At 65.0% G+C, this 24,942-nt stretch carries 24 protein-coding genes and 1 pseudogene; 13 read left to right on the top strand and 12 right to left on the bottom strand.

Annotated features, from left to right (window positions below):
• Window positions 1-9 precede the first annotated feature (9 nt).
• Window positions 10-747, bottom strand: coding sequence for a universal stress protein (locus ACVILI_RS26440; protein WP_240564457.1), 738 nt, complete (start codon window positions 745-747; stop codon window positions 10-12).
• A gap of 643 nt (window positions 748-1,390) precedes the next feature.
• Here ACVILI_RS26440 and greA point away from each other — a divergent pair.
• A complete protein-coding gene (greA, locus tag ACVILI_RS26435; RefSeq protein WP_038648509.1) occupies window positions 1,391-1,876 on the top strand; it encodes a transcription elongation factor GreA in 486 nt (161 codons plus the stop codon).
• A gap of 10 nt (window positions 1,877-1,886) precedes the next feature.
• Here the strand turns inward: greA and ACVILI_RS26430 are convergent, their stop codons facing one another.
• Both ACVILI_RS26430 and ACVILI_RS26425 read right to left on the bottom strand, forming a co-directional pair.
• Window positions 1,887-2,843 carry an ornithine cyclodeaminase family protein gene (locus ACVILI_RS26430; protein ID WP_240564458.1) on the bottom strand — a complete coding sequence of 319 codons (957 nt, stop codon included), beginning with the start codon at window positions 2,841-2,843 and terminating at the stop codon, window positions 1,887-1,889.
• Window positions 2,844-2,933: 90 nt separating this feature from the next.
• Window positions 2,934-4,802 carry a putative bifunctional diguanylate cyclase/phosphodiesterase gene (locus ACVILI_RS26425; protein ID WP_240564459.1) on the bottom strand — a complete coding sequence of 623 codons (1,869 nt, stop codon included), beginning with the start codon at window positions 4,800-4,802 and terminating at the stop codon, window positions 2,934-2,936.
• A gap of 447 nt (window positions 4,803-5,249) precedes the next feature.
• On the opposite strand from ACVILI_RS26425, the gene ACVILI_RS26420 reads away from it, so the two are divergent.
• The gene (locus ACVILI_RS26420; RefSeq protein ID WP_038648503.1) at window positions 5,250-5,663 is read left to right on the top strand and encodes a DOPA 4,5-dioxygenase family protein; all 414 of its coding nucleotides are present in this window, start codon (window positions 5,250-5,252) and stop codon (window positions 5,661-5,663) included.
• A gap of 67 nt (window positions 5,664-5,730) precedes the next feature.
• On the opposite strand, the gene ACVILI_RS26415 is transcribed toward ACVILI_RS26420, so the two are convergent.
• Both ACVILI_RS26415 and ACVILI_RS26410 read right to left on the bottom strand, forming a co-directional pair.
• The gene (locus tag ACVILI_RS26415) at window positions 5,731-6,099 is read right to left on the bottom strand and encodes a response regulator (RefSeq protein WP_019859689.1); all 369 of its coding nucleotides are present in this window, start codon (window positions 6,097-6,099) and stop codon (window positions 5,731-5,733) included.
• 16 nt (window positions 6,100-6,115) lie between these two features.
• The gene (locus ACVILI_RS26410) at window positions 6,116-8,380 is read right to left on the bottom strand and encodes a PAS domain S-box protein (protein WP_240564460.1); all 2,265 of its coding nucleotides are present in this window, start codon (window positions 8,378-8,380) and stop codon (window positions 6,116-6,118) included.
• A 363-nt stretch (window positions 8,381-8,743) separates the two neighbouring features.
• Between ACVILI_RS26410 and ACVILI_RS26405 the strand changes: the two genes are divergently transcribed.
• On the top strand, window positions 8,744-8,923 hold the full coding sequence (locus ACVILI_RS26405; RefSeq protein WP_457102650.1) for a hypothetical protein: 180 nt from the start codon (window positions 8,744-8,746) through the stop codon (window positions 8,921-8,923).
• 23 nt (window positions 8,924-8,946) lie between these two features.
• On the opposite strand, the gene ACVILI_RS26400 is transcribed toward ACVILI_RS26405, so the two are convergent.
• From ACVILI_RS26400 to ACVILI_RS26390, 3 genes are all read right to left on the bottom strand, one after another.
• The gene (locus ACVILI_RS26400; protein ID WP_457102745.1) at window positions 8,947-11,160 is read right to left on the bottom strand and encodes a cation:proton antiporter domain-containing protein; all 2,214 of its coding nucleotides are present in this window, start codon (window positions 11,158-11,160) and stop codon (window positions 8,947-8,949) included.
• Window positions 11,161-11,382: 222 nt separating this feature from the next.
• On the bottom strand, window positions 11,383-12,075 hold the full coding sequence (locus ACVILI_RS26395) for a DUF2270 domain-containing protein (protein ID WP_038648500.1): 693 nt from the start codon (window positions 12,073-12,075) through the stop codon (window positions 11,383-11,385).
• An 82-nt stretch (window positions 12,076-12,157) separates the two neighbouring features.
• Window positions 12,158-13,381, bottom strand: a complete 1,224-nt coding sequence (locus ACVILI_RS26390) for an MFS transporter (protein WP_038648498.1) — start codon at window positions 13,379-13,381, stop codon at window positions 12,158-12,160.
• Between the two features lie 97 nt (window positions 13,382-13,478).
• Between ACVILI_RS26390 and ACVILI_RS26385 the strand changes: the two genes are divergently transcribed.
• From ACVILI_RS26385 to ACVILI_RS26375, 3 genes are all read left to right on the top strand, one after another.
• A complete protein-coding gene (locus tag ACVILI_RS26385; protein WP_038648496.1) occupies window positions 13,479-14,387 on the top strand; it encodes a LysR family transcriptional regulator in 909 nt (302 codons plus the stop codon).
• Window positions 14,388-14,796: 409 nt separating this feature from the next.
• Window positions 14,797-15,318 carry an Hsp20/alpha crystallin family protein gene (locus ACVILI_RS26380; protein WP_038648494.1) on the top strand — a complete coding sequence of 174 codons (522 nt, stop codon included), beginning with the start codon at window positions 14,797-14,799 and terminating at the stop codon, window positions 15,316-15,318.
• 121 nt (window positions 15,319-15,439) lie between these two features.
• A complete protein-coding gene (locus tag ACVILI_RS26375; protein ID WP_038648492.1) occupies window positions 15,440-16,171 on the top strand; it encodes a gamma-glutamylcyclotransferase in 732 nt (243 codons plus the stop codon).
• A 298-nt stretch (window positions 16,172-16,469) separates the two neighbouring features.
• Here ACVILI_RS26375 and ACVILI_RS26370 read toward each other — a convergent pair.
• A pseudogene (locus tag ACVILI_RS26370) lies at window positions 16,470-17,030 on the bottom strand (SDR family oxidoreductase); the annotation flags it as partial.
• A 115-nt stretch (window positions 17,031-17,145) separates the two neighbouring features.
• Between ACVILI_RS26370 and ACVILI_RS26365 the strand changes: the two are divergent.
• The 7 genes from ACVILI_RS26365 (at window position 17,146) to ACVILI_RS26335 (ending at window position 20,976) form a co-directional block, all read left to right on the top strand.
• Window positions 17,146-17,469 carry an ArsR/SmtB family transcription factor gene (locus tag ACVILI_RS26365; RefSeq protein ID WP_010910781.1) on the top strand — a complete coding sequence of 108 codons (324 nt, stop codon included), beginning with the start codon at window positions 17,146-17,148 and terminating at the stop codon, window positions 17,467-17,469.
• Window positions 17,466-17,897, top strand: coding sequence for an SRPBCC family protein (locus ACVILI_RS26360; RefSeq protein WP_032931193.1), 432 nt, complete (start codon window positions 17,466-17,468; stop codon window positions 17,895-17,897). The genes ACVILI_RS26365 and ACVILI_RS26360 overlap by 4 nt, the downstream gene beginning before the upstream one ends.
• A gap of 78 nt (window positions 17,898-17,975) precedes the next feature.
• Window positions 17,976-18,368 carry a VOC family protein gene (locus ACVILI_RS26355; RefSeq protein ID WP_038648484.1) on the top strand — a complete coding sequence of 131 codons (393 nt, stop codon included), beginning with the start codon at window positions 17,976-17,978 and terminating at the stop codon, window positions 18,366-18,368.
• Between the two features lie 37 nt (window positions 18,369-18,405).
• Window positions 18,406-18,627, top strand: coding sequence for a hypothetical protein (locus ACVILI_RS26350; RefSeq protein WP_038648482.1), 222 nt, complete (start codon window positions 18,406-18,408; stop codon window positions 18,625-18,627).
• 10 nt (window positions 18,628-18,637) lie between these two features.
• Window positions 18,638-19,066 carry a DUF1801 domain-containing protein gene (locus ACVILI_RS26345; RefSeq protein ID WP_038648480.1) on the top strand — a complete coding sequence of 143 codons (429 nt, stop codon included), beginning with the start codon at window positions 18,638-18,640 and terminating at the stop codon, window positions 19,064-19,066.
• A 34-nt stretch (window positions 19,067-19,100) separates the two neighbouring features.
• A complete protein-coding gene (locus ACVILI_RS26340; RefSeq protein ID WP_038648478.1) occupies window positions 19,101-19,493 on the top strand; it encodes a DUF1801 domain-containing protein in 393 nt (130 codons plus the stop codon).
• A gap of 388 nt (window positions 19,494-19,881) precedes the next feature.
• A complete protein-coding gene (locus ACVILI_RS26335) occupies window positions 19,882-20,976 on the top strand; it encodes an acyltransferase family protein (RefSeq protein WP_038648477.1) in 1,095 nt (364 codons plus the stop codon).
• Between the two features lie 69 nt (window positions 20,977-21,045).
• On the opposite strand, the gene ACVILI_RS26330 is transcribed toward ACVILI_RS26335, so the two are convergent.
• Genes ACVILI_RS26330 through ACVILI_RS26320 form a run of 3 tightly spaced genes read right to left on the bottom strand, consistent with a single transcriptional unit; the run spans window position 21,046 to window position 24,843 of the window.
• Window positions 21,046-23,034, bottom strand: coding sequence for a glycoside hydrolase family 127 protein (locus ACVILI_RS26330; protein WP_038648474.1), 1,989 nt, complete (start codon window positions 23,032-23,034; stop codon window positions 21,046-21,048).
• Window positions 23,035-23,056: 22 nt separating this feature from the next.
• Window positions 23,057-23,914: a carbohydrate ABC transporter permease gene (locus ACVILI_RS26325; RefSeq protein WP_038648472.1), complete on the bottom strand. Its 858-nt coding sequence runs from the start codon at window positions 23,912-23,914 to the stop codon at window positions 23,057-23,059.
• Window positions 23,914-24,843 carry a carbohydrate ABC transporter permease gene (locus ACVILI_RS26320; RefSeq protein WP_038648464.1) on the bottom strand — a complete coding sequence of 310 codons (930 nt, stop codon included), beginning with the start codon at window positions 24,841-24,843 and terminating at the stop codon, window positions 23,914-23,916. The genes ACVILI_RS26325 and ACVILI_RS26320 overlap by 1 nt, the downstream gene beginning before the upstream one ends.
• Window positions 24,844-24,942: the final 99 nt, after the last annotated feature.

Below are 24,942 nucleotides of genomic sequence, written 5' to 3'. Positions count from 1 at the left end.
GACGCTATTTCAGTGCGACAGGAGGACGGGGAGCCGCAGATCCGCGAGAACACCCTCCGTTGCGCCCCCGAGTACAAAGTCCCTGACCCGCGAATGACCGTATCCACCCATGACCAGCAGCTTGCCGCCAATCTTGACGGCATGCTCCTGGAGAGCGGCACCGATCGAACGATCGCCAGCTCGGATCGAACTGCTCTCGACGGTCAGGCCACGCACCCGCAGGCCCTCGGCAAGGCGTTCGCCAATGTCTTTTCCCGGAAGCGGCTTTTCGTCGGTCACACTGATGACGGTGATCCTGGCGGCGCGCTCCAGGAACGGCCGCGCGTCAGCGACCGCCCGTGCCGCCACGCGGCTTCCGTCCCACGCGATGACGACATGGTCGAGCAAACCAACATCCGTAGCTTCGGGAAAAAGCAGCGTCGGCCGGCCTGCGCCGAAGAGTATAGCCTCGGCAGTCATGCGCGCTGTCGGATTGTCCGCGGCTAGGCCGACCAGTGACAGATCGAAATAGCGGCACTGTTCTGCGGCGACATCGCCCATCAGAGCCGGAGGCGCCGCTATCACATGGGTCGTGAGCGGCACCTTGTCTTGTGCCGCCTCCTTGGCAACCACCTCCAGCAAGATTTTGCCTCGCCTGCGGCTGGCCGCCTCGGCTTCTCGAATCTTGCTTGGAAGATCGAGTAGATAGCTCGAAAGCGCGTTCGAAACGTCCGGAATGTCGACATCGACAGCGATTGCATGAAGCACTGCCCCCACCTGCCTAGCAAGTGTCACGGCATTCGAACCGACCTTCACCGTATTCGCCTCGGGATATGTGACTAGCGGGAGACATGTCATGAGTTTCATAGGATTGCGCCTCCGTCCCGTCCGCGGCGAGATAGCCGCAAGCGTTTTTAGCCCAATGGATGGTCCGAGCTTTGATCCACCGCAAATGGTCGGATTGAGGTCCGATCATTGCCTTTATGACCGCGCGTTCGACGAGTTTAGCCAAAGCGTCAAGCCGCGTTGCTGGCGATCGCAAACCGCAAAGCAACTGAATCTCAGATACCGCGCCGGCTTCCGATCAGATTTTCTCTTGTTTTGCCGGAGGGACCGGCTCTCTTGATAACGCCCGAGAATGGCTCGGTGTGGGAGCGACCGAACTTAGCAACGTTAACGAATGACTGCTTCCAGGAAGCCTCAAGCCTCTCAGCAACGTCTGATATCAGGCGCATTGCCGTCCGGCAGCTTTTGGCGGCAAGAGGGCCATCCGGCTCCTGCATTGGAGGCACGGGAGGGAAACTCGACCCTTGGTGGACATTCCCCCAAAGCCCGCCGTCGAATGTTGAAGCTTTATCTTCGCCCATGGTCTATCCGTAGCCATCACCATCCCACACGGAGTTACTCCCCATTGAGCGTAGCCTTTGCCAAGGAGGAAAGTGCTGAGGCAGCGTCGGAAACCATCCTGCCGGCTCGCCCAATTTCCGATCGGATCAACCTCGTCACCGAGGCGGGTCTCAAGATGCTGCATGATGAATTGGCTCGCGCCCGGGGGGCGCTGGAGGCCGCCAGCGTGCTGGACGATGTCAACGAGAGGCGACGGCAGTCGGCGGTTCCGGTTCGCGATGTCACCTATTATGCCGAACGCGTCCGCACGGCTCAGCTCATGCCGGTGCCGACGTCCAATGACGTGATCGCCTTCGGGCACACTGTCACCTTTGCGCGCGATGATGGCCGCACCCAGACTTTCCGCATCGTCGGCGAGGATGAGGCCAGCCCGGCGCAAGCTTCCATATCGCATGGTTCGCCGGTTGCCATCGCGCTGATTGGCAAGAGCGTTGGCGATGTTGTCCAGCTGGGGCAGCGCGAGCTCGAGATCCTGTCCATTTCCTGGTAGACCACCCCTCCTAGTAGACCACCCCCGCCGCCTTTGCCCGCAGATACGCCAGCCCCGCCACCGCCAGATCCCCCACGGCCATCCCCCGGAACACGAATGCCGTGGCCTCGCCCAGGCCCTGCCGCCCCGCAAAATCGCCGCAGACCAGGCCGGTCAGGTCGCCGGCGACCAGCGCTGCGTCGACCAGGGGTTTGGGCATCTGCTTCTCCTGCTCCAAATCGTCGACGACGATGCGGTCGAGGCGGCGCATGGTTGCGGGCAGCCAGGGCAGTGCGAGGTCGGTGATGGCGGTGAAGCTTCCCGGCTTCAGCCAGTTCGCGTCGAGGAACGGTTCGGGTTCGGGCACCAGCGTCACCGTCGACACCACCATGTCGGCGCCCTCCACCGCGGCCCTTGCCGTGTCGCAGGGGATTGCTTCCAGGCCGCGCGACCGCGCCAATTCGCACAGTGCGTCGCGATTGCTTTTGCCGCGGCCGAAGGCGCGGATTTCGCGCAGGGGAAAGAGGTCGGCGAACGCTTCGAGGTGGCCGCGCGCTTGCACCCCGCAGCCGATGAAGGCGACGGACGACGCATCGTGCCTTGCCATGCGCCGGGCGGCGACGGCGCTGAGGCCCGCCGTGCGCTTGGCCGTCACCCAATTGCCGTCGACCAGGGCCAGCGGCAGGCCCGTCTCGGCGTCGAGCAGGCTGATCAGCGAATTGATCGTGGCCAGTCCGCGCGCGGCGTTGCGCGGGTTCACCACCAGCGACTTGGTGGCCAGCACGGATGGCACGGTGGCGACGCCGAGCGTGGCCATGAAGTAGCGGTCGTCGCCCGGCCACACGGCGGCCTTCGGCGCGCACCAGACTTCGCCCCGCCGCTGGCCGACGATCTGGCGTTCGATCTCGTCGACGATTTCAGGCGTCGAGATCGCCAGGCGATCGAGAACCGCCGAGGAGAGATAGGGCAGGGTTTCGGCTGTGTTCATCGTGTCATGTCCCCCGAGGAGACCGTCAGACTACACGATGCGCGCGGGGCCGAAAGCCTCGCGCCGCGAGCGATGTTGCGGCACGCAAGGTCAGGCCGCGCCGCTCAGGCGTCTTGTGGCGGGGTCGAACAGGGCTTCCGCCGCGAGCGTCTGACTGGAATGGGCCGCCTCGTAGGCAAGCGCCTCGGGCGCGGGCAGGGCGGGCGAGAAGAGAAAGCCTTGCGCGACCATGCAGCCGAGCGAGCGCAGGATCAGGCGGTCGGCGTCCGTCTCGACCCCCTCGGCCATGACCTCTATGCCCAGGGTGCGGCCGAGATCGATGACCGTCTTGACCAGCGCCTGGTCCTCGACGGACTTGGCCAGGTCGCGCACGAAATGCTTGTCGATCTTGATCTTGCTGATGCGGCTGTCCTTCAGCGCCACCAGTGTCGAAAAGCCGGTGCCGAAATCGTCGAGCACGATCGATATGCCGGCGTCGGCGAGGCGGCCGATCTTTTCGTCGACCCTTTCGCGGTCGACCGGCGCTTCCTCGGTGATCTCGATCTCGAGCATCGCCGCGGGCAGGTTCCTCGCCTTCAGCATGTCCAGGATCATGTCGTCGACATTGCCGGCCTCGAGCTCGCGCGGCGACAGGTTCATGGCGACCCGGACATCGCCGCGGCCGTTCTTCACCAGGGCCTCGATCATGGCGCAGCAATTGCGGAACACCGTTTCCGTCAGCAGCGGAAGCAGGCCGGTCTCGCGCGCCGCGTTGACGATCTCGGGCGGCGCGATCGCGCCATGGAGCGGGTGCTGCCAGCGCAGCAGCGCCTCGAAGCCGACCACCGCGTTGGTGTCCAGGCGCACCAGCGGCTGGAACCACGAGCTGAGCACGCCGGCCTCGGCGGCGCCGCGCAGGTCGCGCTCGATGCAGTGCTTGCGCTCCAGCGCCTGGTCGAGCCCGGCATCGAAGAGACAGTATTCGTTCCTGCCCTTGCGCTTGGCGGCATAGAGCGCGAAATCGGCCCTCAGCAGCATTTCCGTCAGCCGCGGTTTTTCCGAGATGTAGATGCCGATCGAGGCGCCGACGCGCACGGAGTTCAACTGCGGATCCGGTTGCGCGATGGCCGCGATGAGAGACGAGGCGAGCGCGCCGGCCGCTTGCCGGGATGTCGCGGCGGGGAACAAGAGCACGAACTCGTCGCCGCCGATGCGCGCGATCGTCGCGCCTTGCGGCGCATGGTCCTCGATCCTGCGTGCGACCTTGACCAGCAGATCGTCGCCGATGTTGTGGCCATAGGTGTCGTTGACGGATTTGAAGCCGTCGAGGTCGATCAGCATGGTCACGAACGGGCCGTCGGAAGGCCCGAGCTCACGGATCGCCTGCTCGAGCCCGTACCGGTTGAGCAAGTTCGTCAGCGGGTCGCGCCTGGAATTGCGGTCCATCTCGGCGGCTAATTCCGTCGCCTCGTATTTGAGGCGGCTGGCCTCGCGGAAGCTGGCCTGCCCGATCAGCGCGCTCCTGACCATTCCGCAGAGGAAAAGCACGATGGTGAAAGCCAGCACATAATTCTCGATGCCGCCCTTGGCCGCCACGCATCCGGCGGCGACCAGAAGCGGCATTGTCATGAAATTGATCGGCGCCGGCGCGTATGAGGCCGAGTAGGTGACCGCGCCCGCCGACAGGCCCGAGAGCACGATCAGATAGAGCGGCGCCTGGGCCGTGGTGTATCCGTCCGCCAGCAAGGCCAGGAAAGACCAGGCTATTCCCGACAGCAGGGCCAATGCGCCATAGAGGGACAGCCAGGCGCCGACCCGCCTAGGGTCTCCGTCGGAAATGTTCGGCCGGGAGACGGCAAGCACCAGGCGCGCGCCGTTGATGATGCTGACCGTCGCGAACCACAGCACCGCGTCAAGGCCGCCATGCGAAAGCAACTGCACGAGAAGGACCAGCGCCGACAGCACCGTGCCCACAGGCATGGAAATGAAGATCCCTTTCCTCAGATCAGCGAACTGATCGCGGAGGATCCCCGTTGCCACGGCTTCGCTCTGCCCCTTGGGAGGGGGGCCAGCAAACAAGCGCTCGAAATGCCTTGCCATGACATCGTCGTTAGGACAGCGGAATGAAAATCGTGTTAAGGATTTCAGCGGTTTACGGCTTGCCTTGCAAATAAAGGCAGACGCCGTTCCGCGGCCGAGGTTCGCAATGCCCCCCTCGGTAGCGCCGGGTCATGCGGTCGTTTTCCGGCACCGGCTGGTGGCGGATCAGGCCTTCCAGCGCGCCGACCTCGCGGCCCCTGCGCTCGAGCGGCTATCGAGAGCCATGTTCCCGGCCGCGCAAACGACCCCGGGCAGCGGACCTTGCTTAAACCCTTGTTCTTGGGCTGAATGGCGCAACGCAGCCACCCTGCGAGGGAGGGTATCGAGATGACCCAAGACAGTCCAAGACCACTTGCCGAGATCGCCAGCTATCATGCCCATATCTACTTCGGCGGAGAGGCCGAGCGGCGGCATGCCGAATGGCTGCGTCTTCGCATCGGCGAGCGTTTCCGCGTGCGCCTGGGCAATTGGCACGAGGGGAAAGTCGGCCCGCATGAGCAGGCCATGTACCAGGTCTCCTTCGCCAACGAGATTTTCGGCGCGCTGGTTCCGTGGCTGATGCTGAACCATGGCGGCCTGAGCATCCTCATCCACCCGAATACGCAGAACCCCAAGCGCGACCATCTGGTCGATCCGGTCTGGATCGGCCGGCCGCTGGGGGTGCATGGCGAGGTGCTTCCGGACGAGCATGAGGCGGAAGAGGCGCTGGAGCCGAACACCGAGCCGACGCTGCCGGCGTAGGGCTTGGCCAGCTATCCGTCGCACGGGATCGGGCGTTCGCAAAAAGCCGACAAGTAAGGCGCTGTGCCTAACCGAGCAGCCCCTGGATGGTGGCCGCCACGGCTTGCGGCGCGTACGGCTTGGGCAGGAAGACGCCGCCGCTCGGCATGGCGTCCCGGGTCGGCTGTTGCTTGCCCGAGGTGATGATGATCTTGACCGGCGGCCAGCGGTCGCGCACCGCGGCGGACAAGCGCAGGCCGTCCATGGAGCCGGGCATGTCGATGTCGGTGAACAGGATGGCGATGTCTTGACGGCTTTCCAGTATTTGGATCGCCTGGTCGGCATTGCTCGCCTCCAGCACGCCAAACCCCGCCTCGCGCAGCTCGTCGGCGATGGCGAACAGCAGAAAGGCTTCGTCTTCGACGACGAGGACGGTGACAGGCGTCTGAATGGTCATGGCATGCCTTATGTAGTCAGTACGGTGCTGTCGGCAATTGGGGTGCCGGTGCGTTCAGCACGCATTCGACGCCGTCGGGGTGGTAGTCGATCTTGACCGATCCGCCGAAGTCGGTGCCGAAGACGCGCTCGATCAGGAACCGGCCGAAACCGCGCCGGCTCGGCGGCGTCACCGGCGGCCCGCCGCTTTCGCGCCAGCGCCAGATCAGCCTGATGCCGCCCGAACTCTCGTGCGATGGCTGCAGCGACCATTCGATGACCACCTTGCCTTGCGGGGTCGACAGCGCGCCATATTTCAGCGCGTTGGTGGCCAGCTCGTTGACGGCGAGCGCCAGCGTCAGCGCCATCTTCGGGTTGATCGGCAGGGTCGGGCCGGAAATCGAGATCTGTTCGAGCGGGAAGGTGGCGATGGTGTTGTCGACCACTTCGCGGATCGAGGCGCTGGTCCAGCGGGTCTTGTTCAGTATGTCATGGGCGTTGGCCAGTGCGCGCAAACGCTCGTTGAAGGTCGCGCTCGCGGTGGCGATATCGGTGTTGCGCAGCGTCTGCGAGGCGATGGCCGCGACCATCGCCAGTATGTTCTTGATGCGATGTTCGAGCTCGTGGGTCAGCAGCTCCTGCCGCGCCTGCGCCTCGCGCCGGTCGGTGACGTCCTGCATGACGCCGAACATCTTGACCGGCTTGCCGGTCTCGTCATGGACGAAATCGATGTGGCGCGACAGCCAGCGCAATTCGCCCGTGTCGGGACGCCGGATGCGGTATTCCACGGCGGGCACGGCGGTGCCTTCTTCTCGTGTACGCGGGTTGGAGCGGACATCCTTGTCCTCCGGAATGACGATGTCTTCCAGCACCGAGATGTGCACGCTGTCGCGCGGCGACAGTCCCCAGAGACCCCAGAAGCCCTCGGAGCCGACCACGGTTCCGCTGGCGATGTCGAGTTCGAGGGCCGCGATGCCGGCGGCATTCTGCGACAGCTGCAAGCGGCGCTCGCTCTGCAGCAGGGCCTGTGCCGCCTGCTTCTGGCCGTCGATATCGGTGTTGGTGCCGATCCAGCGCAGTATGGCGCCATCGGCATCGCGGATCGGGACGGCGCGGGCAATGAACCAGCGATAGATGCCGTCATGCCGACGCAGCCGGAACTCGGTTTCGTAGAAGGTGCCGGCGGCCAGCACGTGCTGCCACTTTTCCCCGGCCGCGACGATGTCGTCAGGGTGCACGATGTCGGCCCAGTCATGACCGTCAAGCTCGCCCGGTGTTGCACCGGAATAATCGTAGACGCGCGGGTTGAACCAGTCGAGCAGCCCCTCCGGCGTCGCCGTCCAGACGTGATTGGGCATCGCCTCGGCGAAGGTGCGGAACTGGGTCTCGCTCTGGCGCAGCGCCTGTTCGGCAAGCAGCCGGTCGGTGACGTCGACACCTTGCACGAAGATGCCGAAAACCTCGCCAGCGGGATTGCGCACCGGCTGATAGACGAGGTCGATGAAGCGGTCTTCGATCGCCGCACCCGGCGTGCGCTGCAACTCGGCCCTCAGCGCGTGGCCGACGAATGCCTCGCCGGAGTTGAAAACCTGGTCGAGCAGTTCGAAGAAGCCTTGGCCTTCGACCTCGGGCAAGGCCTGGCGGATCGGCAGGCCGATGATGTCGCGGTGGCCGACGAGCTGCATATAGGCGGCATTGGTCAGTTCGACGACATGCTGCGGGCCGGACAGCATGGCCATGAAGCCCGGCGCCTGTTCGAACATCTGGCGCTGGCGGTCGCGCTCTCCGGCGCGCCAGCGGTCGGCGGCAACCTTGGCGGTGGTCTCGATGACGATGGCAACGACGCCGGCCGGTTCGCCGCTTTCGTCGAGCACCGGCGAATAGTCGAGATCGAGCCAGACCTGTTCGGGCCTGCCGGTGCGGTTGAGCGTCAGCACCTGCTCGCGATAGGCCAGCGTGTCGCCGCCCAGGCACACCTTCATGATGTTGTCGTTGAAGTCGGCGACTTCGGGCCAGCCTTCGCGCACTTTCGAGCCGAGCAATTGCGGATGGCGGCCGCCGGCGAATTCCGAATAGCCGTCATTGTAGATCATGACGCCATCCTCACCCCACAGCATGACGATCGGCACCCTGGAGCGCAGGATCAGCGAGACCGCCGTCTTCAGGCTCTGCCGCCAGACCTCGATCGGTCCGATCGAGGTCTGAGCCCAGTCGAAAGCCGCGATCAGCCGGCCGAGTTCTCCGCCGCCGGCGAGGAAGGCATGATGACGATCTCCTATCGCGTGTGTACTGGTCGCTGGCATGGCGTCTCGTGGATCGGTCGGCGTTTATTCGGGTTCAGTCGGGTCATCGGTAGGATTTCGGGCATCGCCGTCAACGATTGCCCGCCATCGGTCGTCACACCCACGTGACTTCGCGCCACCGGCGCGCCGCCGAACTGTCTCGCGTTCAATGAGATTGTGACCATGCATGCCCCGACCTGCAAAACCCGGGACGGGGCCGATCGGTTCCCGACGCGCGGAAATTTCCTTGGAATACAGGGCCTCGCCGCGCAATGGTCGGCGATTCTACCGAATTTCTTTGCAACCCGTTAATTTGGCCATGCTGTCAATAAGCGTTTGCTAATGCATGCCGGCCGGGACCGCGTGGCGGTTTGGGATAACGGTATGCGCGAAACTGATTGGTTTGGCGCGGGGTACGCAATGACCAAGAATCTCGGCAACGCACGTTATGTGCCGCCCAAGGAAATGAAGGTTTCCTTCTTCGGCAAGGTGGCCCCAGCGCTGTTTCCGCTCGTCGCGGCGGCGCTGGGATACATGATCGGGCGACAGTTCTTCGGCCTGTAGGTTCCGATCGCTCGGCCGAAATATCAGCCACTGATTTCGGCTGCCGCGTCCTCGGCATTGGCATCGGCCCGCTTGACGCGTTCGCTGGCCAGCAGCACGACCGGGCAGGCGACCGCGGCGAGCACGGCTGTCGCCGTGTCGCCGAAGAACAGCTCTTCGCCCGGCCGTTGGGTGACACCCATGACCACCATCGCGGCCCCTTTGGCCACCTCCCTGGCGATCGCCCTGTCCGCCGTGGCTCGCGTGCGGATCGCGGTGTCGACGGCGACGCCGTAGCGGTCCGCGAGATCGGCGACATCCTTGAGCACGGCTTCCTCCCGCCGGTGCGAGACCGTGCCCGGCCCGCTGCCTTGCCTGGCTTGCGAGACATAGAGCACCTTGACGCGGGCCCGGTGCGGCCGCGCCAGCGCCAGCGCGAAATCGGCGGCGCGGCGCGCGACTTCGGTGCCGTTGACGGGGACCAGTATCGTCGTTCCGGCGCGCAGCGCCGGCATCTTTCCATTGGCCTTGGCGCCGTTCAGCACCAGGCAGAGCGGGCCGTCGAAACCACTGCTGATGTCCTTCAGCGCGCCGCTGAAGGTGCCTTTGTCGGTCAGCGTGTTCTCCAGTCCGACCAGCAGAAGCCCATAGCCCTTGCGGGCTTCCGCGGCGATTGTCTCGGCGCTGGCTTGAAGCTCGGTGCGGGCGGTGAGATGGACCTTGTCGACAAGCGTGTCCTCGGCCTTGCTGACGGCCCTCGCACTCCTGGCCGCGCCTTTCTTGACCTCCCTCGACGCCCGCTCCGAACCGTTGTCGCCGAGCTGCCCGGCGAGCTCGCCGTCCTGAAGATGAAGCAGTGTGGTCGGCATGCCGCTGCCGCCGCCGACCAGGCCTGCGAGATAGGCGGTGAACTTGCCGACCGGGCTGTCGTCGACCAGCAGCAGCAGGCGCTCCAGCCTGGAGACGAAGCCGCGCTCGTCGAGCAGTTCGCGCTCGACGCGCTGCTTCTCGGCATGGCCGACCGGCAGGCGGCCGAGCGCCCAGCGCAGCATGGGCGGCATGGCGAGCGTGGTGATGACGGCCATGGTGACGATCATCGTGAACAGATTGTGGGACAGGATGTTCATCGACAGGCCGATGCTGGCGACGATGACCTCGGTCGAGCCGCGGGCGTTCATGGCGCTGCCGACGGCGGTGGCTTCCTTCAGCGACATGCCGGCCAGCCGGCCGCCGAGGAAGGCGCCGCCGAACTTGCCGATGCTGGCGATGGCGACCAGTGCCACAGTCAGCAATGCCAGCGTCGGATCGGTGAGCACGGTGAGGTCGGCGGACAGGCCGGCCATGCCGAAAAACACCGGCATGAACAGCGCGGTGATGACGCCGCGCAGCTGGCTCTCGATGTGGTCGGACAGGATCGGCGATTCCCCGACCAGTATGCCGGCGACGAAGGCGCCGAGCACCGTGTGGACGCCGATCAGGTTGGTGATCAGCGCCATCACGCCCATGATGATGAGGATGACCGTGATGACGGCATATTCGCTGCGGAAAGAGTCGTTGCTCCAGCGGATCAGCGTGAAGACAAGCCGGCGGCCGACGGTGAAGGAGAACACCATGAACAGCGCCACCGAGACCACGGTGGTGATGAGCGGCACGACCTGCAGGCTGCCATGGGTGGCTATGCCGAAGGTGATCGCGATGACCAGCCAGCCGATCGTGTCCTCGATGATGGCCGAGGAGATGATGACCTGGCCGAGATTGCGGCGCATGAAGTTCATCTCGCGCACCACCATGGCGACGATCTTGACCGAGGAGATCGACAGGGCCGTGCCGAGGAACAGTCCCGCGACGACGCGCTGCCGCGGGTCGGGCAGCAACGAGTCCGGCAGGAAATGCGCCAGCGCGAAGCCGAAGGCGAAAGGCACGACGACGCCGGTGATCGAGATCGAAAAACAGGCCGCCCCGACGCGGCGCACCAGGCGCAGATCCGTCTCCATGCCGGTCAGCAGGAGCAGCAGCAGGATGCCGAGCTGGGACACCGCATCGATCATGCCCTTCTGCGCCGGATCGCTGGAGAAGATCAGGTGCTGGGCGTCGGGCCATATCCAGCCGAACAGCGAGGGGCCGAGCAGAATGCCGCCGATCAGCTGACCCATGATCGCCGGCTGGCCGTAGCGCTGGAAGATTTCGCCGAGGCCGCGGCCGACCAGCAGGAGAAGCACGATCTCCGCGACGAACAGGCCCTCGGCCGAGCCGCCCATGCCCGAGGCATGTCCGGGCGGCTGGGCGGCGAAAGCGCTGCTTGCCGGTGCCAGGGCAAGGGTAGCCAGCACGAGGGTGGCCGCGAGACGGCCTGACGTCGTTGCCGGTTGCCGGTTGCCGGTTCATGGGTTCCCTCAAGCGTCGCGGCGGACTGACCATGACAACGCATGGTCGGCCTTTGCGTTGCAGCCGCCCGTTGCCGCATTTGGAAGTTATCGAGGTCAGACGTGGACATCACCGAAGGTGAGCTCGCCGTCGCCGCCGGACGCGAAAAGGACGATGGCGAACAGCCAGGCATAGAATGCAGCCACGCCGACCACGATCACCATGCCAGGAATGGGGCCAAGGGCGGCGCTGTCGACGGCATAGCGGAGCGAGCCGACGAAGCCGGTCCCGGCACCCCCGACCTGAAGGCTGGGCGTCGATATTTTCAGCACCCATGCCAAGAGCAGGATCAGGAAGAGGTAGATGTAATTGCGGCGCAGGCGCCGCGCCAAGGCGGCGCGTTGCGACAGCAGGAATTTCGGCGCGCGCAGGCCTTCGCCGACGATAAGCAGCCAATCCGATGCGAAGTCGGGTTGCGGGGAGAAGATCTGCGCGAAATAGTGGCGCTCGAACTGGCGCACGCGGGCGCGGTAGAAGTCGAAGAAGCGGTAGCGGCGCGCCTCGATCCACAAAAGCAGCAGGATCAGCAGCATGGCGAACAACAAGACGCCATGATGGGCGCTGGCCGTCGACAGTGAGACCGAGAGCATCGCTGCCACCACGGTGATCGCCCAGTTCGTGGTCCTGTCGAGCCGATCGCGCCAGCCCGCCATGCGCGCGATTTCGGCGCGATGGAAATGCGACAGCGTGTTCACGCGCTCCGTCGATGAAAGGACGGGACCCGCGGGCGTCGCCGACGCATCGTTCATGGCATCCTCCGGCAAGGACTAAAACAGTTTGCCGGCAACATTGTTCCCCTGGGTCACCTGGCGTGATTGTAAGAACGCCCGGTCATTCCGGCCCGCCGATCCAGTCGACCAGCAGGGCGGCGGCGCCAAAGACTGCGCTGATGGCGCACACGCAAGTCCAGCCGCCCCAAGTCCAGGCAACTCCGGCCAGCAAGGAGCCGATGGCGCCGCCGATGAAGAAGATGCCGACGAACAGGCCGTTGAGCCGGCCACGTGCCTCGGGCTGAAGCAGATTGACGGCACGGCGGCCGAGCGTCTGGTCGCCGGTGACGCCGATGTCAAGCAGCACGGCGCTGATGCCCATCAGCGCCAGCAATTGCCATGACGCTTCGGACTGAGAGGCGCCGGCCCAGGCGGCGAGTGCCATCGCGCCGATCAGCACGAGGTGACAGACGATGGTGGCGGATCGCGTCCAGCCATGGTCGCCGGCGCGGCCGAACAAAGGCGTGACCACGGCGCCGCCGGCGCCGACGAGCGCGAAGAGGGCAATGCCGCGCTGGCCAAGGCCGAAGGGCGGCTGTGCGAGGCGCAAGGCGACCGCCGTCCAGAACAGGCTGAACGCCGCCATCACCAGCGCCGCGGTCAGTGCGCGCCGCCGCAGCACCGGCTCGTCGCGCAGCAGCCCGAACAGTGAGGCAATCAGCGCGCCATAGGTCGATTTCGCCTCCGGACGCCGCTGCGGCAAGGTGAAGGCGAGCACGCCGGCGAGCAAGACGAGCGCGGTAGCATTGAGGCCGTAGAAGGCGCGCCAACCCCACGCGTCGGCGACGAGGCTGGCCAGCGGCCGCGCCAGCAGGATGCCGATCATCAGCCCGCTCATCACATCGCCGATGACGCGGCCGGCCTCGCCGGGCGGCGCCATCGAAGCGGCGATCGGCACAAGGATCTGGATCGCCGAGCAGGCAGCGCCGAGGATGAACAGGACGATCAGCAGCGAGGCGATGGTGGGCGCGAAGGCAGCGACGCCCGCCGCAAGGGCGGCCGCGGCCAGCATGCGCAGGATCAGGGCGCGATTTTCGGTAAGGTCTGCCATCGGCACCAGGAAGAACAGGCCGGCGGCATAGCCGAGCAGCGTGGCCATGGCGACGAGGCCGACGCTGGCGGCGCTGGCGCCGAGCGACCGGCCGATCAGCCCGACCAGTGTCTGCGGCGCGAACAGATTGGTGACGATGATGCCGGTGGAGGCGGCGAAGAGCAGCGTCTGCGGGCCGGTGATGGTGCCGGCGGGCAGCCGCTCGCACAGCTGGCCATCATTGGTATCAGGCATGGAGTCCTCAGGAAGTTGCATATTGTGGGAGGACTTTATGCCGAAGCATTATCATGCTACAATTCAATCAATTTGATAATGATTATGCGAGATGTGCATGAACATCCATGACCTCGAAGCCTTCATCGCCGTGGTGGAAACCGGCTCGATCGTCGGCGCCTCGGCTAGGCTCAACCTGACGCAGCCGGGCGTCACGCGCCGCATCCAGAATCTCGAGGATGGGCTGGCGACAGCGCTGCTCGACCGCCAGTCGAAGCCGCTGAAGCCGACGGCGTCCGGGCGCGAGGCCTATGAGCATGGAAGGCGCGTGCTGCGCTCGCTGGAGGATCTCAGGGCGGGCGTGTCGCCGCAAGGCGAGGTCAAGGGCGAGTTCCGCCTGGGCGTCATGCCCTATCTCTCCGACGCGGCACTTGCGCTGCCGCTCGACACTTTGCGCGCCGCCTTTCCGCAACTGACGCTGCGCGTCACCTCGGGCTGGTCGCCAAGGCTGGTGGAGCAGGTGGCGCGCAGCGAACTCGACGCCGTGGCGGTGTGCCTCGCCGAAGGCCTGGCGCCGCCCGACGAGCTGGTCTGCGACGATCTCGGCGCGCAATCGGTGCTGCTGGTCGCATCCCCCAGCCTCGGCGTGCCGAAGCCGGCGAATCTCGCCGACCTGTCGCGCTTTGCCTGGGTGATGAACGAAAACGGCTGCGGGTTTCGTGCCTTCATCCGTCAGAGTTTCGAGGCGGCCAGACTGCCGTTCCAGGTCGGGGTAGAGGCGCTCAGCGTCGACCTCAGAATGTCGCTGGTGGCACGCGGCCATGGCATCGGCATCGTCACGCCCGGCGCCTTTGCCGACAGCCGCTGGCGCGACAAGGTCGAGGTCATCGACTGCCCCGACTTCAAACCGCAAGTGCGCGCCTGGCTGCTGCACCGGCCGCCGGCGGGACGGCTCGCCCGTCCGATCGCGCTGTTTCGAGATGCGCTGATCGACGGGCTGAAGGTGCCGATGCCGCTGGTGTCGTAGGGAGGCTAACGACCAACTGGATGTGCACCTTCTACCAGTCGCAATGACGGTCGACATCGCCGACGATCACTTTGCATTACCAGGTCTTGACCCCTCCGCAACGAACCCCAGATCGACCATGCCGCCGCCAGATGAGCCGGTGCAGACGCGGGCGTCAGCTCCATGGGCGGCGGTCTTGTGACCGTCGAACTCGGGCATCATGTGCCGGAGGCCATGACATTGCGGGAGACCCGCGACCGGGCGAGGGCGTTCCCAAAGGTTGAGTGGATCGGACCAGAAGCAGAGCGAAAACAGCAGCGCAGATGGGGCGAGGAGCGATGCCGGCTTCAGACGGCGCGGTGTCCTCCGGAGCATCGCAGCCAGAGCATACAAACGTGCCAGAAACAGGATCAAGGAAGGAGAAAGTGCAATGACCATTCGTGATCTCATGCCGTGGGGCCGCGATACCAGCCAGTCTGCGACCCTCTTTCGCGAAGGCGATCGGGACCCGTTCATGGGCCTACATCGCGAAATGAGCCGCCTGGTCGACGACATGTTCCGCGGCTTCGAGTCGCGGCTTCCGTCCATGGGCAGGTTCTCTTCGGCCGGCACCGGTTGGCCCAGCGTGGAAATCTCCGAAACGGACAAGGAGATCCGCGTGACAGCCGAGATACCCGGCATGGAGGAGAAGGACATCGAGGTGTTGCTCGATGATGGCGTCCTGACGTTGCGCGGCGAAAAACACTCCGAGACCAACGATAAGGAGCGTCAGTTCACCGAGCGGTTCTATGGCCGCTTCGAACGTCGCATTCCGATCGGCTTCGAAGTCGCGGAGGACAAGGTCGCCGCCGACTTCCGCAATGGCGTACTGTCCGTGAGCTTGCCGAAGTCCGAGAAAGCGCAGAGCAAGGCAAAGCGCATCCCCATCGGCGGCAAGAGCACCAAACACTAGAGCAGACCTGCCGGGCGTGCGTGCCGCGCACGCCCGGCATTGACCGGCGGATTTCGCGCCGGTCGCCCTTGAGAATCCCCCAGCCTTCGGCAACATGGCGGCAAGGCTGGGAGCGCAAGGGATGAACAAGGCCATTTCCGCCGCACCGGGCAAGGCCCCACCGCGCAAGGCGCCGATGGCGCTGACCGAGGCGCTGGTGGCGCGGACCATGCGGGTGGTCGAGGATGCCGGGCCGACGCCGGGCATGATCCATATGCAGGACGCCGACTATGCGCGGTTTCGCGACGAGATCCTGGCCTCGGCACCGCCCGGACCGCTGAAGCTGTTCGCCTATGGCTCGCTGCTGTGGAAGCCGGCCGGCGAGGTGCGGGGTGGCGAACGCGCGGTGGCGCGCGGCTGGCACCGGTCGTTCTGCTTCACGGTGCAGCGCTTTCGCGGCACGCTCGAACAGCCCGGCCTGATGATGGCGCTCGACCGCGGCGGCCAATGCCAGGGCATGGTGTTCGAAATCGCCGAGCCGGTTGCCGCCAATCTCGAAGCGTTGCTGCGCCGCGAGATGACCATCCTGCCCGCCGTCAACGTGCCGCGCTGGCTGCAGGTCAGCACGGAAGGCGGGATGAGCCAGGCGCTCGGCTTCGTCGTCGATCCCGCCAATCCGCGCTATGCCGGCAAGCTCGACAAGTCCGCGGTCGCGGCGACTTTGGCCAGGGCCGTCGGCCACTGGGGTTCGGGCGCGCAATATCTGTTCGAGACGATCCGCCATCTCGACGCCTGCGGCATACGCGACCGCAATCTGTGGCAGTTGCAGGAACTGGTGGCGCAGGAGATTGGGCGCGACCATGCGGCTGTCTAGCCGTTCGCGGGTCTACCGGGGACCGTGCGAACCAGGAAATCCCGAAAGCTTTCCGGCGGCTTGCCCGTAAGCGTGGTGAAATCGCTGGAGGTCGAGGTGTAACGGCCCTCGGCGATCGAGGCGCATAGTGTGGCGAAAGCCTGTGGCCAGGGGGTGTCGAGGCGCGCCGACGCCGAGACCAGACAGTCGCTGAGGGCGCAGGGACGATAGCGCAGGGCCGTGCTGTCGCCTCGGCATAGAAGGCAGCGATCGCGTCGAAGCCCTGCGCCCGATCTCCGGTGATTGTGTAGAGGGTGCGGGATGTGTCGGTCTTTGCCGCCACAGCGGCGACTGCCGCCGCCACGTCGTCGCGCGAAACCGGCGCGACCAGGCCCTGTCCGGCAGGCAGCGCCAATTCCCCCGAGGCGGGCGCAAGCCAGGTGTCGAGAATGAAATCGCTGTAGAGGCCGCAGCGCAGGATGGTCGAGGGCACGCCACAGGTGGCCAGCCGGCGCTCGGCGTCACGGTAGACCGGTGCGTAGTAGAAGGGCGAGGGTTCACCGATATCGACGATGCTGGTGAAGGTGATGTGGCGGACACTGGCGGCCGCTGCGGCCGCGATGGCGTTGGCGTGATGGCACATGACCGCCTCCGCAGCGCCATCGCTTGAAATCAGGACCAGCTCGTCGATGCCGGTGAAGGCCGTCTTCAGCGCCGAGGCATCCTCATAGTCGCCGACGCGCAGCGCTGTTTCCCGGGGCAGGCGCCCTTGCGCGGCCTCAGGCTTGCGGACCAGCGCGGCCACCTCGTGGCCTGATGACACCAGCCTCGAGACGACCGCGCGTCCGACATGGCCGGTGGCTCCGGTGACGAGGATCATCAGGGTGCTCCATCTTCTGCTCAGTCCAGTCTTGTGCCAGTCCAATCTTGCACTTGACGAACATATATCCCTGCGGTTATACGTCAACCAATAGCCAACGGGTTATCGATCTGACATGCCGGATACCCATGACATGCTCTTCAGGACGCTCGCCGACCCGACCAGGCGGGCGATCTTCGAACGGCTGTGCCGCCAGGGCGAGCAGACGGTGGGAGCGCTGACGAGCCAGTCCGGCGTCTCGCAGCCGGCCGTGTCGAAGCATCTGGGCGTGCTCAAACAGGCCGGGCTGGTGCGCGACCGCCACGAGGGTCGCCAGACGCATTACAGCGCGCAGCTTGGCGCGCTGGCGCCGCTGATGGACTGGACACGCGAGATGGCCGGGTTTTGGGAGGCTCGGTTCGATGATCTCGAGGATTTGCTCAAAAGGATGGACCAGTGAACGATAGTGCCACTGAAAACCGCACTGTCGTCGTCGAGCGGCAGATTTCCCATCCGCCGGAAAAACTTTGGCGCGCGCTGACGCAACCGCATCTGATCGAGGAGTGGCTGATGAAGAACGATTTCAAGCCCGCTGTCGGCCACCGCTTCAACATCAGCGCCGATTGGGGCGGCGTGCTCGACTGCGAGGTGCTGGCGGTCGAGCCGAACAAGACGCTGTCCTACACCTGGAACCTTGCGCATCAGGATCCGGCCTTCGATCTCAGGAGCGTGGTGACCTTCACGCTCACCCCGACGCCAACCGGAACGCATCTGCGCATGGAACAATCCGGCTTCCGGCCCGAGCAGCGGCGCGCCTATGGCGGCGCCAAGATGGGTTGGCCGCAATTCTTCGAGAAGCTGGAGCAGCTTCTCGACCGGACGGACTGAAATCCACCGGCCGATTTGAAAAACCGAAGCTGACTTCACCGGGCGGCCCACCGCCAGCAAAACCTATGGAGAAAGACGATGAAGATCAAACTGACCAGCATCTATGTCGACGACCAGGAAAAGGCGCTTGCCTTCTACACCGGCGTGCTCGGCCTGACCAAGAAGGCCGATTTCAGCAATGGGCCGTTCCGCTGGCTGACGGTCGCCTCGCCGGACGAGCCCGAGGGCACAGAGCTGCAGCTGGCGCTCAACGACAAACCGGCGGCCAAGGCCTACCAGCACGCGATGTTCGAGCAGGGTCAGCCGGCGGTGATGTTGTTCACCGACGACATCAAGGGCGATCATGAGCGCATCAAGGCGCGCGGCGGCAATTTCGCCATGGCGCCGACCGAGGTGACCGGCTCGACCATCGCCAAGCTCAACGATGGCTGCGGCAATCTCATCCAGATCACGCAGCTGGCGCGCTGGTAGCGCGCCCGGTTTTCACACATTTTTACGGGAGGTAAAATTGGACTGGAGCAAATGGATCAGGCAGGCGCATCGCTGGCTGTCGATCATCTTCACGGCGACCGTCGTCGCCAATTTCGTCACCATGGCGTTTGGACAGCCGCCCGCCTGGGTGGTTTATTCGCCACTGCCGCCGCTCGTCCTTATGCTGTTCAGCGGCCTCTATATGTTCGTGCTGCCCTATGTCGCGAAAGGACGCAGCGCACAGCGGGCCAACGGATAGGAGGAAGCGCATGGCCAAGTCGACGGCCGCCAAGGCTGAGCCGAAGCTGCTTTCGGGCGGCAATCCGCAGATCGCCAAGGGCTACGGCGATGCTCCCGTGCGGGCCTATATCGCGGCCATGCCGGGCTGGAAGCGCGAGATCGGCGGGCGGCTCGATGCGCTCATCGAGCGCGCCGTGCCCGGCGTGCATAAGGCGGTCAAATGGAATTCGCCTTTCTACGGCGTCGAAGGCGAAGGCTGGTTCGTCAGCTTCCATTGCTTCACCAGATACATCAAGGTGGCCTTCTTTCGCGGCCTGTCGCTGGATCCGGTGCCGCCGGGCGAATCCCGGAGCCGGGACACGCGCTACCTCGACATCCACGAGGACGACGCGTTCGACGAGGCGCAATTCAGCGCCTGGGTGAAGCAGGCCAGCCAATTGCCTGGCGAGCGCATGTGAGCGCGCTATTGTTCATGGTTTGAGGAGAAACAGCATGACCGGATCGCAGGAGAGCAAATCTGCCTCCGAACTGATCGACGGCAGGATCAAGGAACTCGTCGACTGGCGCGGCGACATGCTGGCCCAGCTGCGCGCACTCATCCATCAGGCCGACCCCGATGTGATCGAGACCTGGAAATGGCGCGGGGTTCCCGTCTGGGAGCATGACGGCATGATCTGCACCGGCGAGACCTACAAGAGCATCGTCAAGCTGACCTTCGCCAAGGGTGCTGCGCTGCCCGATCCCGCGCGCCTGTTCAACTCCAGCCTCGACGGCAATACGCGGCGGGCCATCGATTTTCAGAAGGGTGAGGAGGTCAATGAAGAGGCGTTGAAGGCGCTCGTGCGGGCCGCCGTGGCGCTGAATACTTCCAAGGCTCGAAAGTAACTGCGTCATGGGCAGTTATCCTACGGTCGACGTTAGCGCTGCCCCTCACTGTCCTGCCGGACATCTCTCCCCGTAAACGGGGCGAGAGGGCCTGGCCGCAACGCCGGCGCATTTTCTGCAACGCTGGCGATTGGCGAAATCGGCCACAACAGCGTCCCTCGCCCCGTTTACGGGGAGAGCATGCCGGCAGGCAGGTGAGGGGCAGCGCCGGCGTTGGAAGTTGTGGCGATTTCGACGCCCACGCGACCATGGGATCTGCCGGAAGGCAGCTGCTGATATCGCCTCGCACACCGCAAACCAGCCGTGTTTACGATCTGGGAAGCTTGACGGTGCTAGATAGCGCCGGATGATGGCTGGCCGCCTTGGCCGGCCCCCGGATGGATTTGCCATGAACAGCCCGATGCGCATGCCGTGGGTGGACACGGCCAAAGGCCTCTCGATCATCCTCGTGGTCATGATGTACGCGGCCTACAACACAGGCGAGTACACGGGCGGCGTCGGCTTCCTGCACTATGTCATCGGCTTCGCGACGCCGTTCCGCATGCCGGAATTCTTCCTGATCTCCGGCCTGTTCCTGTCGCAGGTGATCGACCGGCCGTGGCGGCGCTACATCGACCGGCGCGTCGTCCACTATCTCTATTTCTACGTGCTGTGGGCGATCATCTCGATCGGGCTCAAGATCGGCATCTTCAGCCGCGATCCCGCAGGCATGCTGCACGATCTGGCAATGGCCGCCGTCCAGCCCTATGGCGTGCTGTGGTTCATCTACATGCTGGCGGTATTCGGCCTTGTGGCCAAGCTCTTGCGGCAGTTCGGCGTGCCCGCCTGGATTGTCATCCCGTGTGCTGCCGCATTGCAGATGTGGGCTCCGCATCCGGACAGCTATGCGGTCGAACAGTTCGCGGCCTATTTCGTGTTCTTCTATGTCGGCTTCGTCATGGCGCCGCTGGTGTTCCGGCTCGTCGAATGGACACAGCCCCGCCCGATGCTGGCCGTCGCCGGTCTGCTCTTGTGGGCTGTCGTCAACGGCCTGCTCGTCTATTCGCCGGGCTATGCCATGCAACCGGTCGGCATGCAGATGGGGCTGGCGGCGTGGCCGCCGCTGCATCTTACTCTGGCCGTCGCCGGTGCGGTGGCGCTGTGCGTGCTTGGCGGCTTGCTGTCGCAATTCGCCTCGATGGAATGGCTGCGCTGGCTCGGCGAACATTCGCTGGTCGTCTATGTCGCCTTCACCATTCCGATGTCGCTCTTCCGCGGCGCCGCACTGGCAAGCGGCCTGCTGACCGACACCGGCATGCTCAGCCTGACGGTACTGCTGGTCTCGATCATCAGCCCCGTCGTACTCTATCTCATCATCCAGCGCGTCGGCTTCGGCATGTTCCTGTTCGAGCGGCCGGCCTGGGCGCATATCGACAACAGCGCGCCGCTGGCGGCACCGAGCGCGGCGCTGCCTGCTGCCGCCGCTCAATCAAGCCGGACATAGCCGAGCCTGAGCAATTCCAGGAAAAGTGTGAAGCGGTTTTCCGTCCGGAATTGCATCAAAACAAGAGCCTCAGCCGTCCCGCAGCCACACCAGCATCTCGCCGGGCTCGCGATTGTCCCAGGCGTAATAGGGGATGGCGGTCAGGCACGTCTCGACGCTGGCCGGCGGCTCACGTCGGTAGAGCCCGTCCTGCCAGCCGTCGCCGGCATCGGCCCGCGCCGTGGCTGAAAGCGTCACCACGCCGCCCAGCAGTTCGGGCGCTTCATGCGCCTCGATGCCTGCCGTGCGCGGCAGGGTCAGGCGATGCAGCCGGCTGTCATTGTCCGATGCCTCGACGCAGTAGATCAGCGGCCCGCGCGACAGCGCGACGCGGCCGGCATCCTGCCGGACCTCCGGATTGGCGTAGAGCCGCTCGATCGGCATTTCGAGGTCGAGCCGGACGCGGTCGCCCTTTTTCCAGCTGCGCCGGATCGCGGCATAGCCGTCGCTGGTCATGTCTTCGAGGTCGACCGCCTCGCCATTGATCTCAAGCGTCGCGCTGCTGCTCCATGCCGGGATGCGCAGATGCAGCGTGAACTCCAAGGGCGCTTGCGGTTCGACCGTGATCTCGACCGCGCCGTCCCAGGGATAGCGGCTCGCCTGCGTGAGCTGCACCGGCGTACCCGCAATGTCGAAGCGGGCGGTGGAGTCGCCGTAGAGATGCACGGCCAGCGCATCGTCCGCCAGGCTGTAGAAATAGCTGCCGATCGAGGCGACCATGCGCCCGACATTGGGCGGGCAGCAGGGGCAGCGGTGCCATTTCCACCTGTTGTGCCGGCCCCGGCTTTCCAGCGGGTTCTCGTAGAAGAACAGCGAGCCGTCGAGCGACAGGCCGGAGATCGAGCCATTGTAGAGCGCGCGCTCCATCATGTCGGCGTAGCGGGCGTTCGGCCCCATGCCGAGCATGCGGCTTGCCCAGAACACGAGGCCTACCGCCGCGCAGGTCTCGGCATAGGCGCTCTCATTGGGCAGGTCGTAGTCGCTGGTGAAGCCCTCATTGTGCGCCGACGGGCCGAGCCCGCCGGTGATGTAGAGGTTTTTCGTGGTGAGGTCGTCCCACAACCGGTCGAGCGCGACGCGCAGGCTATCGTCGCCATATTCGGTCGCGATGTCGGCCATGCCCGAATAGAGGTACATGGCCCGCACCGCATGGCCGACGACCTTGTCCTGTTCGCGGACCGGTCTGTGCGACTGGCTGTATTCATAGGTCTTGAAATGATAGGCCTTGGGGTCGGCGCCACGGGCGCGCGCTTCCTCGTCGAAATAATGCGGCTGTTGGCCACGCTGGTCGATGAAGTACTTCGCCAGATCCATGTATTTCTGCTCGCCCGTCACCCGCGCCAGCTTGACCAGCGCCAGCTCGATCTCCTCATGGCCGCAATAGCCCTTCTTTTTGCCGGGCTCAGGCCCGAGCACCGAGGCGATGTGGTCGGCGTAGCGGCACATAGTGTCGAGCAGCTTGCGCTTGCCCGTCGCCTGGTAGTAGGCGACCGCGCCTTCGATCAGGTGGCCGGCGCAATAGAGCTCGTGGCAGTCGCGCAGGTTGGTCCAGCGCTTGCCGGGCTGGATGCGCTGGTACCAACTGGAGAGATAGCCGTCCTCCTGCTGCAATTTGCCGTACATGTCGATGACGGCGTCGATCTTCTTCTCCAGTTCGGGGTTCTTGCGCCGGTAGAGCGAATAGGCTGCGGTCTCGATCGTCTTGCCGAGATCGGAATCCCAGAACATCTGCGTCGTCACCGTCGAGCCGGTGAATTCGGCGCCCTGGCGGTCCGCTTCATCGGGCGAAGGCGAGTGGAAGGGGATGACGATGCCGGGCGAGGGGCGGTCCGGATCGATCTGCTCCAGCATGCGCGCCTCGACGCAGCGCTCGTAAAGGATGTCGGCGGTGCGGGTCGCCACCGCGTCGGCGCGGTCGCCCCAGAAGCCGTGCACATCGACCTGCGGCACCGGCAGCGGCCGGAAGGCGAGTTTCGGCTTTTCCTTCGTGGCGGGGCGGGGGGATGGCGATGCGGTCATGAACTCACTCCATTCAGTCTGTCTATTTAACGGCCCCGGCCATCAGGCCGCGGATGTAGAAGCGCTGCAAAGCAAGGAACAGGATGAGGCACGGCACCATCATCACGGTGACGCCCGCCTGCACGGCGCCCCAGTCGATGGCGCCGAAGCGGCCCGACTGCAGTGCCGTCATCATCACCGGCAGCGTGAATTTGGACTGGTCGGTCATCAGCACCAGCGCGGCGAGGAACTCGTTCCAGGCGCCGAGGAAGGCGAACAGCGCGATGGTGACGACGCCCGGCCAGACCAGCGGCAGCATCACCTTCAAAAGCATGGTGGCGTTGCCGGCGCCGTCCATGCGCGCAGCCTCCTCGATCTCGCGCGGCACGGCGTCGAAGGCGTTGCGCATCATGAAGATCGAAAACGGCAATTGCAGCGTCACATAGACGCCGACCAGGCCAGTCAGCGTGTTGTGCAGGCCAAGCTTGGTCAGCACCAGGAAGATCGGCGTCAGGATCGACTGGAACGGGATCATGATCGTCGACAGGATGAGGACGAAGAACAGGTCCTTGAACGGAAAGCGGAAGCGCGAAAAGCCGTAGCCGGCCAGCACGCTGACGATGACCGACAAAAGGACGGTCATCACCGAGACATAGATGCTGTTTTGCGCCGAGGCCCAGAGCCCGTCGCCGAAGGAGTTGAGCGTGGCATAGTTTTCCAGCGAGAAGCCCGTGGTCGGCCATGGCGGCAGCGGCGGCAGGCGCGCCTCGGCCGCCGGCTTGAAGGCCGACAGCGCCGTCCACACGATCGGCGCGACGAACAACACCGAGGCGATGATGCCGGTGGAGTGCCTGGCGAGGCGGGCGGCAAACTTGCCCCTGGCTGAAATCGCCTGAGCCATCAGTCGAGCCCCTCGGGCTTGCGCAGCAGCCACAGCTGGATGAGGCTGAGCGCCACCAGGATGACCAGCAGCACCATGGAGAGTGCCGCGCCATAGCCGAGCTTGAACGACACGAAGGACTGGTTGAAGATCCAGTAGACCGCCGTCAGCGTCTGGTTGCGCGGCCCGCCGCGCAGGATGATGTAGAACTGGTCGAAGGCAAGGATTGAGCCCGCGACCGACAGGATCAGCGCCAGCGCCAGCGTGCGGCGCATCAGCGGCAGCGTGATCGCCCGGAACCGCGCAAACGGACCGGCGCCGTCGATCACGGCGGCCTCCTGCAGGTCCTGCGGGATCGATTGCAGGCCGGTCATCAGGATGATCATGGTGAAGCCGGCGACCTTCCACACCACCATGGCGATGATCGACCAGAAGGCCGGCTGGAAGGTGGCGAGCAGGTTGAACTTCCTGTCGATGAGGCCGAGGTCGTAGGCGGCCGGGCTGAACAGGCCGGAATCGACGTTGAGCAGCCATGACCAGAGCAGGCTCGCCGAAGCGAAACCAACCACCGCCGGCATGAAGAAGAACGTGCGGTAGAGGTTGGTTAGCGGCCGCGGCTTTTCGATGAAGATCGCTAGGGGAAAGGCGACGGCGAAGATCGCGATGGTGACGACCACCGTGTAGTAGCCGGTGAATTTCAGGGCATTCCAGAACCTGGTGTCGCGCAGAATCGCCCAGTAATTGTCGAGGCCGATGAAGGCATGCTCGCCCATCAGCGGCCAGTTGTGCAGCGACATCCACGCCGTCATGCCGAGCGGGATGACGAAGAACACCATGACCAGCGCCACGGCCGGCGCGACATAGATGAGGCCGATCCATTGCCGGCGTCCGGCGCCGACGAGTTTTCGGGCGCGGGGCGGGGCGGCGGTGCTTGCGGCGATGGTGGTCATGCTTTGCCTGTTCTTACGTCGGATCCAATTGGACGCCCTACCTCCCCCTTGTGGGGAGGTCGGACCGCAGGTCCGGGTGCGGGACTGGCGCTGACCCCC

This window comes from Mesorhizobium sp. USDA 4775 (genome assembly GCF_054062655.1).
This window is presented reverse-complemented; position numbering and strand designations above follow the sequence as displayed.

What these genes read in the sequence shown, in the direction of transcription:
- ACVILI_RS26430 (WP_240564458.1), bottom strand. Translation starts at nt 2,843, where the DNA reads ATGAACACAGCCGAAACCCTGCCCTATCTCTCCTCGGCGGTTCTCGAT.
- ACVILI_RS26425 (WP_240564459.1), bottom strand. Translation starts at nt 4,802, where the DNA reads ATGCCTGTGGGCACGGTGCTGTCGGCGCTGGTCCTTCTCGTGCAGTTG.
- ACVILI_RS26420 (WP_038648503.1), top strand. Translation starts at nt 5,250, where the DNA reads ATGACCCAAGACAGTCCAAGACCACTTGCCGAGATCGCCAGCTATCAT.
- ACVILI_RS26415 (WP_019859689.1), bottom strand. Translation starts at nt 6,099, where the DNA reads ATGACCATTCAGACGCCTGTCACCGTCCTCGTCGTCGAAGACGAAGCC.
- ACVILI_RS26410 (WP_240564460.1), bottom strand. Translation starts at nt 8,380, where the DNA reads ATGCCAGCGACCAGTACACACGCGATAGGAGATCGTCATCATGCCTTC.
- ACVILI_RS26405 (WP_457102650.1), top strand. Translation starts at nt 8,744, where the DNA reads ATGCGCGAAACTGATTGGTTTGGCGCGGGGTACGCAATGACCAAGAAT.
- ACVILI_RS26400 (WP_457102745.1), bottom strand. Translation starts at nt 11,160, where the DNA reads ATGGGCGGCTCGGCCGAGGGCCTGTTCGTCGCGGAGATCGTGCTTCTC.
- ACVILI_RS26395 (WP_038648500.1), bottom strand. Translation starts at nt 12,075, where the DNA reads ATGAACGATGCGTCGGCGACGCCCGCGGGTCCCGTCCTTTCATCGACG.
- ACVILI_RS26390 (WP_038648498.1), bottom strand. Translation starts at nt 13,381, where the DNA reads ATGCCTGATACCAATGATGGCCAGCTGTGCGAGCGGCTGCCCGCCGGC.
- ACVILI_RS26385 (WP_038648496.1), top strand. Translation starts at nt 13,479, where the DNA reads ATGAACATCCATGACCTCGAAGCCTTCATCGCCGTGGTGGAAACCGGC.
- ACVILI_RS26380 (WP_038648494.1), top strand. Translation starts at nt 14,797, where the DNA reads ATGACCATTCGTGATCTCATGCCGTGGGGCCGCGATACCAGCCAGTCT.
- ACVILI_RS26375 (WP_038648492.1), top strand. Translation starts at nt 15,440, where the DNA reads ATGAACAAGGCCATTTCCGCCGCACCGGGCAAGGCCCCACCGCGCAAG.
- ACVILI_RS26365 (WP_010910781.1), top strand. Translation starts at nt 17,146, where the DNA reads ATGCCGGATACCCATGACATGCTCTTCAGGACGCTCGCCGACCCGACC.
- ACVILI_RS26355 (WP_038648484.1), top strand. Translation starts at nt 17,976, where the DNA reads ATGAAGATCAAACTGACCAGCATCTATGTCGACGACCAGGAAAAGGCG.
- ACVILI_RS26345 (WP_038648480.1), top strand. Translation starts at nt 18,638, where the DNA reads ATGGCCAAGTCGACGGCCGCCAAGGCTGAGCCGAAGCTGCTTTCGGGC.
- ACVILI_RS26340 (WP_038648478.1), top strand. Translation starts at nt 19,101, where the DNA reads ATGACCGGATCGCAGGAGAGCAAATCTGCCTCCGAACTGATCGACGGC.
- ACVILI_RS26335 (WP_038648477.1), top strand. Translation starts at nt 19,882, where the DNA reads ATGAACAGCCCGATGCGCATGCCGTGGGTGGACACGGCCAAAGGCCTC.
- ACVILI_RS26330 (WP_038648474.1), bottom strand. Translation starts at nt 23,034, where the DNA reads ATGACCGCATCGCCATCCCCCCGCCCCGCCACGAAGGAAAAGCCGAAA.
- ACVILI_RS26325 (WP_038648472.1), bottom strand. Translation starts at nt 23,914, where the DNA reads ATGGCTCAGGCGATTTCAGCCAGGGGCAAGTTTGCCGCCCGCCTCGCC.
- ACVILI_RS26320 (WP_038648464.1), bottom strand. Translation starts at nt 24,843, where the DNA reads ATGACCACCATCGCCGCAAGCACCGCCGCCCCGCCCCGCGCCCGAAAA.